This window comes from Alteromonas sp. AO-Serp, from assembly GCF_017849675.1.
Lineage (GTDB): Bacteria > Pseudomonadota > Gammaproteobacteria > Enterobacterales > Alteromonadaceae > Alteromonas > Alteromonas macleodii.
In genome coordinates this window covers 1-6,730 of sequence record NZ_JAFLMX010000151.1, presented here as the reverse complement: position 1 = coordinate 6,730, position 6,730 = coordinate 1, and the positions used below count along the sequence as shown (strand labels likewise).

Sequence of the window (6,730 nt, the reverse complement as noted above, 5' to 3'; positions counted from 1 at the left end):
ATCGATGACAAAGTTGATTTTATCCAAATTGGTATTTGAAAACGAAATAGTACTTGGAATTGAGTGTCCTGATGCCAATACGCTGCCTGTGTCATTGTTCACAAGTTGCCATGAAGTTACCGCACCTTGAGTAGTAGAGGTCTCAATTACCCGTACAGTATTTACTGTCGTATTCAAGCGTTTGATGCTAATTCTTCCCGTCGTTCCGCTCGGAGACCAGTAAGTAGATACATCCCCATCCCTTACGTTCCCGTAACTTGTTCCACTGTACTTTGAGCTACCGTCAGATTGTGCATTTAACGCTAAGTTGGTGCCGGTTGGCGGATTACCTCCTGAGTTATCATCGCCGCCACCATTATCACCTCCCCCTGTGTCGCCACCTCCTGTATCACCACCGCCGTTGTCACCACCTCCGGTATCGCCGCCACCAGTTGAACCGCAGCTACCGTCTGATACTGCAAGATTTTTGTTGGCACCAGCGGTGTTCTCAAGAATATCTCGTATACAAGATGCCCCATCTAGCGAGTAACTATAGGGAATAGATATTGATGCTGTAGATTGAACGTTTGGCCCTGCAGGTTCATAGTCACTGTCTGAGTCGCTCCACGTTACGCCACTTCCGAAAGTGTTTCCCGCAACCTGCCAATAACCGTCAGTTGTTGTATAAAATGTACCCAGTGGATCTTTACTATTTTCGAAATAGTTGTTTTCTACTTTGACTTCTGCTCCTGCGCGGGAATTAATCCCTGAAGAGCGAACGCCGTCATAGTAGTTATTGTAAATGTGAGCTGTTGCCCCCCTTACAAGGGGAACGCGCGAGTTCAAATTGTCAAAGATATTGTGGTGATAGGTGATCGGACCGTTATTGACTTGTGATTCGCTTGAACCTACCAAACCACCTCGATCTGAGTTACGTAAAATGCTGTAAGATAAGGTGATGTATTTCGAGTTATCCTTTACATCGAACAAGCCGTCATAACCATCACTCTCACCACCACTAGCTTCTAAGGTTACGTGGTCAACCCATACGTTGCGAACGTCTTTTTCTATCCCTATCGCGTCTCCGCCATTTGACGTGGGTGAGCCCGATTTTTTGACGTTTTTAACATGAACGTTTCTTATAATGATGTTTTGGGAATTCCTTATGTGTATACCCAGCTGGTCAAATGTAGCGCCACCGCCTACACCAATAAGTGTCACATTCGCAATGTCTTTTAACTCAATTTTGTCTTCTGCGGTATTACAGCTGTCTCCAGACACTTTTTCAGTATTACCATGATTGATTGTACCCGAGACTTGAATAATGATTGGCGTTTCTGAGGTGTTTCTATTACACAATGCTTCGTGAATTTGTTTACCCGTAGAAGCTTGTACTACTTGTCCACCTTGACCGCCTGTCGTGCCTCCGTTCTGTGTGTGAAAACCTGAAGCAACTGCAGACGTAGAGACGGCAAAGGCAATTGATGATGCAATTATCGTCGATTGAAATATCGGTAAGTTCTTTTTCATTTTTTGTCCTTAGATTAATAATTAGAAGGGCGTACTGCTTCAATTACTCAACAAGACAACATCAATTAGTTCTTCTTTTTACGCGAACTAACGGAACTCAATTACCGCCCATTTGCCACCGGTAGCAAAAAGATATTAGCAGGCAAAAGGAAATAATTAACAATCGTATTAATAACAAATTATTAATAAATATAACAAAAAATATACAAAAGACCGTATAACTTTGAAAAACTTAAAGTTAATTTTCTTTATAGAAAAGAAAAATACAACCTAAATTGCCACCGGTATTTTTTGAGGAGTCAAAAATCACTCGGTGAAAATAAACGGTGTATAGAAAAGAGAGCGATACGGATAAACGCATGTTGACTATTTTTGGCGAAAACTCCCCGTCAGAAGTCTGAGACATCATTTGCTCAAGTCATATTTAGCGAGATTTTTAAGCTTTGGGCGTTAAATTCTCTGTGGATTGAGCTGCACCTTCCTGCTCTAGGTTAAGCGCAGTAATTGGAAATGGAATGACAATCCCTTCTTCATCAAAACGCTTTTTAAGCATTTTTATAAAGGCGCTCTTTATGAAGAAGCGGTTAAAGTATTCACGGGTTCTCAACATCACTGTTAAGTTGATACTAGAATTGTCGAAAGTGTGAAACAGAACAAAAGGTTGATAAGTTTCAACACCAAACTCGTGCTGCTCTAGAATAGTATTGGCAACCTCTAAACATACGTTTTCAACATGCTCTAAATCAGAGCTATAATGCACGCCAACTTCAACAGGCACCGACAGTTCGCGTTCAGGGTAGTAGTAGTTAATCAACTTTGAATTAGACAACTTACTGTTAGGCATGATCACGATGTTGTTAGGTAGCATTCTAACCCACGTGGAGCGCCATCCTATTTTCTCTACAAAACCTTGTTCTCCGGAATCCAGCTCTATGAAGTCGCCTATACGAATGGGCTTATCCATTACCAACTGAATACCCGAGAAGAAGTTTTCAAGGGTTGGCTGTAGCGCTAGTGCTACTGCGAGCGAAGTAATGCCTAACGATGCAACAATGGGTGTTACCGACACCCCCATGGTGCTTAATATAATCAAAATTGCTAATACAGCGAAAAGCGCTCTAACTGCTCCACCGGCAATTGCGCTGGTATTTTTAACTATGGTTGACTGGTCGCGATAACGACTCAACGAGTAAGTGACAAAACGCTCGAAGAAGAGAAATAAAGTAATGATGAGGCCAGCTTCGATAACAATGGTTAGCGCTTTAATCGCCCCTTCATCTTCTATCTGAAATACTGAAACAATACTTTTAACCAACAGCAGGAAAATAACCCAGATAAGCAAATTAAGTGGGGCATTTAACGACAGCACAAGCACGCGATAGATATCAGACATACTGCTGTTTTCTGAACGCGCTTTAGCTTTCAAACGCACCAAAATAAGTCGTTTAACAATGAAGAGCACAATAACAACGCCTACTAATCCGGCTATTGCTATTGCCTGTTGGTTTTCAAGAAGTTGAGTGCTGTCCACGGCTGACGGGGCTCCTGCATATATGAGTAGGCACTTTTTATTTTTAGCTACACCTTAGTACGTGAAAGAAGAGGCAAAAGGTGCACCAGTTATATCAATCCGCATAGATAATTGCCCACTCAGAAGGCGCAGGCAAGTTTCCTAGCGAAGCGCGGGAATGAACGAAGCTAGGATACTTGCCAGACCTTCCCGGAGGGCGAGTTTAATAAAAAAACCCCATGCAGTTTTCACAACATGGGGCTTTGGTTTGTTTTATAGGCCTTTAGAAAGGCAGTTGTTGGTAGGTGACCTTTCTTCTAGTTAGCCTAGATTCTTCGTGTTTTCACGGGCGACTAATTAAGTAAGTTCAAAGGTATTACTTTCCCTGTTACGGGATTAAACTCAAACGTTACTGTTCCCGTTGTCGCATTACCATTTTGATCAACGTTTGCGTCGTTAATATCACTTACAAACTGATCAATAACAACCCGGTATGACGTCGGGCCGTTAGCCCAACCATTCACGCGAACCCGATAGGTTTCTCCGGGGACAATGCCACCGCCAACTTGCTCATTAGAGCCCAAGTTGCCGGAGCTCGCCATAATATTGCCTTCGGCATCGAGCAGTTCAAAGTCAAGATCTGGCACCGCTACTACCTCAACATCAGCGCTCAGCGTTGCAACTACACTTGATGCACTAGGCAGCGCTGTAAACGGGATATCAACATAGTCAACGCCATCAACCAATGCTTCATCCGCTGCACCAATTAAGACAACACCCGTGTGCTCCTCAATATTATGGTAAACCACAGACTGTTCTTTTGGCTCAGACGTATCAAAGGTAGGCGTTTCTCCTCTACCGGTTGACGAAGCGCCAGCTTCGTAGCCGCTGATCCGCGCTTGGAACGTAAAGAGTTTTCCATTTGGGTTATCAAACTTTAGATAACGCAGTGCAGATGTTCTGTCTACATCTAGCGATTGATCGAAACGGAACCTTGCTATGTCGCCGTTTTGACCAGTGCCACCATTATCTGCATTCAATACGGTAATACTGCCATTGCTAATATGAGTAATATCGAAATCAACTGGACCGTAAATTCTCTCGTCGCCAGTATTTATCAACGCAATATCAAAGGCAAAGATACCGTTATTGTAGTTTACATTACCCACCTTGTAGTCAACTTGCTCACTCACATCCACCGTGTTTAAGCCGGTTGAAGCAATCCCTGACATATTAGAAAAACCAACTTGCTGATTAGGGTTAAGGCTGATTGCACGTACTACGTATTCATAGTCAAACGAGTCTATGCCTTGACCTGCACCACGCCCTAAACCTTGCCCTTTGTCTATGTAGCGATTATCGCCCACAATAAATTCAACATGGGTGAAGCCAGAGAATGTGAGGTCGCCGTCAAAGTATTCTCGGGTTGGTACACCCGTAAACAAACGCGCACTCGACCCTTTTTTGCGTTTTAGCAATTGATAAGCAAAAGCGTCAGGTACGGTTTCCCACGTAATTTCAATCGCGTCATCAGAAATGATATGCGCGTCTATAGCGTCTGGTGTCGATGGCTTAGCCTGGGTAGCCGTAAACTCGCTCACTGCCGTTGATATAGTCTGTCGACCGCCTAACGGTGCTTTCGCGTTTGCACCTAGCTCTCTGGCAGCAAAAACACGCTCAATTAATGCATGATGACGACCCGGTGAAGTTAAATCTAAAGGATCGGTAGGATATAAGGCGGCATCGGCAATTAACACTGCATCCCGTGCGCGCACGAAGGTATCTGGCGCAGATATTCCTAGCACGTACATTGAGCCTAGGAAGATACGTTCCCACGTTTCTTTGCCCAAGCTAGTTTCTTGGGTAGGATCGCCGGTAACTGGGTCGGGGCGAACAAAGTCTTGTCTAGGCTGCAGCGCCACCATAAGCTCTCTTAAGTCCCACATTGCACCCGCGTAAATTTCTCCATCACGATGCACTTCAAATGCGTTGTCTCTTGTGCCTAACTGCGAATAACGAATTTGGCTCTGTGCAGAACGAATAAACTCAAATGAGTCGGGATTAACCCCCTGCTCTCTTAAGAATTTTCGTAAATCGCACGAATTAACGGGGTAAGTACCTAAATCTGGTGTTTCGCCTACCGTGTATGCCCATAGGTCGGCTTGTCCTTCGTTAAGCGCGCCACCTTCTGGCTCGCCTTCAAAACCTGCGATAGGGGTAATTGTCGCATGGGTGCCTTCATGAATGGGAACCGAGAAATCCATTGCTAGGTTGTTGAATAAGTAACCATGGCCGTAAGCTGTCGGGTTAACCACGACCTCTTCACCTGCAATTTCCTGTGATAACGGCACTGCGAATGCGTTGTCCAAGCCCAATAGCTTAGCCATAAACTCAGGATCTGCTGGATTATCTGGTGGGTCGAGCACATTCGGAATATGTACCACACCAGTTAACGGTACCGCTTCGTTAGGGTAGCTATTTGGAAACGAGCCATCGCCCACGCCACGACTATGCACAGCATCGCCGTCTTTATGAAGGTAATCTAAATATTCGAGCAATGTGGTGATGTAAATAAACTGGCTGATGCCGTCAATGTGATGTGCCGTAGAAGGCGTTACATGATCATCTTCGACAGGTCTTGCCTCTATGGCAGCATCTTCACTGAAGTGATACGTGCCCGTTGCTGCCTGTGGAAACGGTCCTTTTGTCAGCATCGCGCTTTCAATAAGCGCGTGCTTACCTGTAAGCAAACCTTCAACACCCGTCACTAAGTTAGAATCGTCAAACTTACGTAGGTTAATGCGTTCCATCCCTTTCGGTTTGCCGGTGTAGCCACCTGCATCGTCCTCTATCAAACATTCACTTTGCATCGATGGCGTAATGGGTGGAAATGTTGGGAAATAATCCGCAGTCTGCTGAACTAAGCCAACCTGCCCCGTTTGCGTAACTTCATTTTCACCTGAAGGAAGAATGGTTTTGACCCGATCATTACGCGCCAGAATGTCTCCCGACTGGGCATCGATGACGTACTCAAACACACCAAAGGGATTTGAAGAGTAATAGAAGAACTTCCATGCGAGTTTCAGTTTATTGTTATCTTGTACCACCACTTTCTGTGGTACTGGCTTGGCGAAAATGCCAAGGCTTTTTTCTATTTGAGAAAAAGCAGGGTTCAGTACATCAAGAGCTTCTATTGGCAATGCTCGCTTGTAAGACGCTAAATCGGCGGTTGCCACGCTGATCGCGCTATTAGCAGAAAGAACTTGAGAGTTAGCAATAGGCGTATTTATAGCTGTATCGGCAAACAGCGCTCTCACCACCTGAGACTCATCTATTAAGAGGCCGACACCTCTATCTTTGATTTTTACACCATCAATGACTTGGTCAAACCTCACTAAATGACCACCCAATGCTGCTTTGCTGCGATGAGGGTTAAAAACAAAATCCCCGTCACTTAGTCCACCTAAAAGGGCAGAATGTCGACTAATAAAGTCATACCCCATCTGTTCAGGCGACGTGCCTGAAACATCAATGGTAATACCAAAAACACTATCTAAATGGCCATTATTTGTTCGTAATGTAGATAATGGGAATGTGGTTTGCAGTTGGTCTAACGCCATTTGAAACAAGCTGTTTGCTGGCGGGTTAACAACATTGTCAGTCAGATTTATTTCAGCAATGCGGTGCGATGAAGTATCTAAGGGTGCGTGT

At 44.4% G+C, this 6,730-nt stretch carries 3 protein-coding genes; all 3 read right to left on the bottom strand.

Going from position 1 to position 6,730, the window contains the following annotated elements; genetic code table 11:
- The coding region (locus tag QVA83_RS11175; RefSeq protein WP_287498465.1) for a pectate lyase family protein at nucleotides 1–1,509 on the bottom strand (1,509 nt) is incomplete at its 3' end.
- A 436-nt stretch (nucleotides 1,510–1,945) separates the two neighbouring features.
- Nucleotides 1,946–3,040 (bottom strand): mechanosensitive ion channel family protein, encoded by a 1,095-nt coding sequence (locus tag QVA83_RS11170; RefSeq protein WP_014948442.1) that lies wholly within the window; start codon nucleotides 3,038–3,040, stop codon nucleotides 1,946–1,948.
- Nucleotides 3,041–3,372: 332 nt separating this feature from the next.
- Nucleotides 3,373–6,730 (bottom strand): M36 family metallopeptidase (locus QVA83_RS11165; RefSeq protein WP_287498464.1); only part of this gene is annotated, 3,358 nt, incomplete at its 5' end.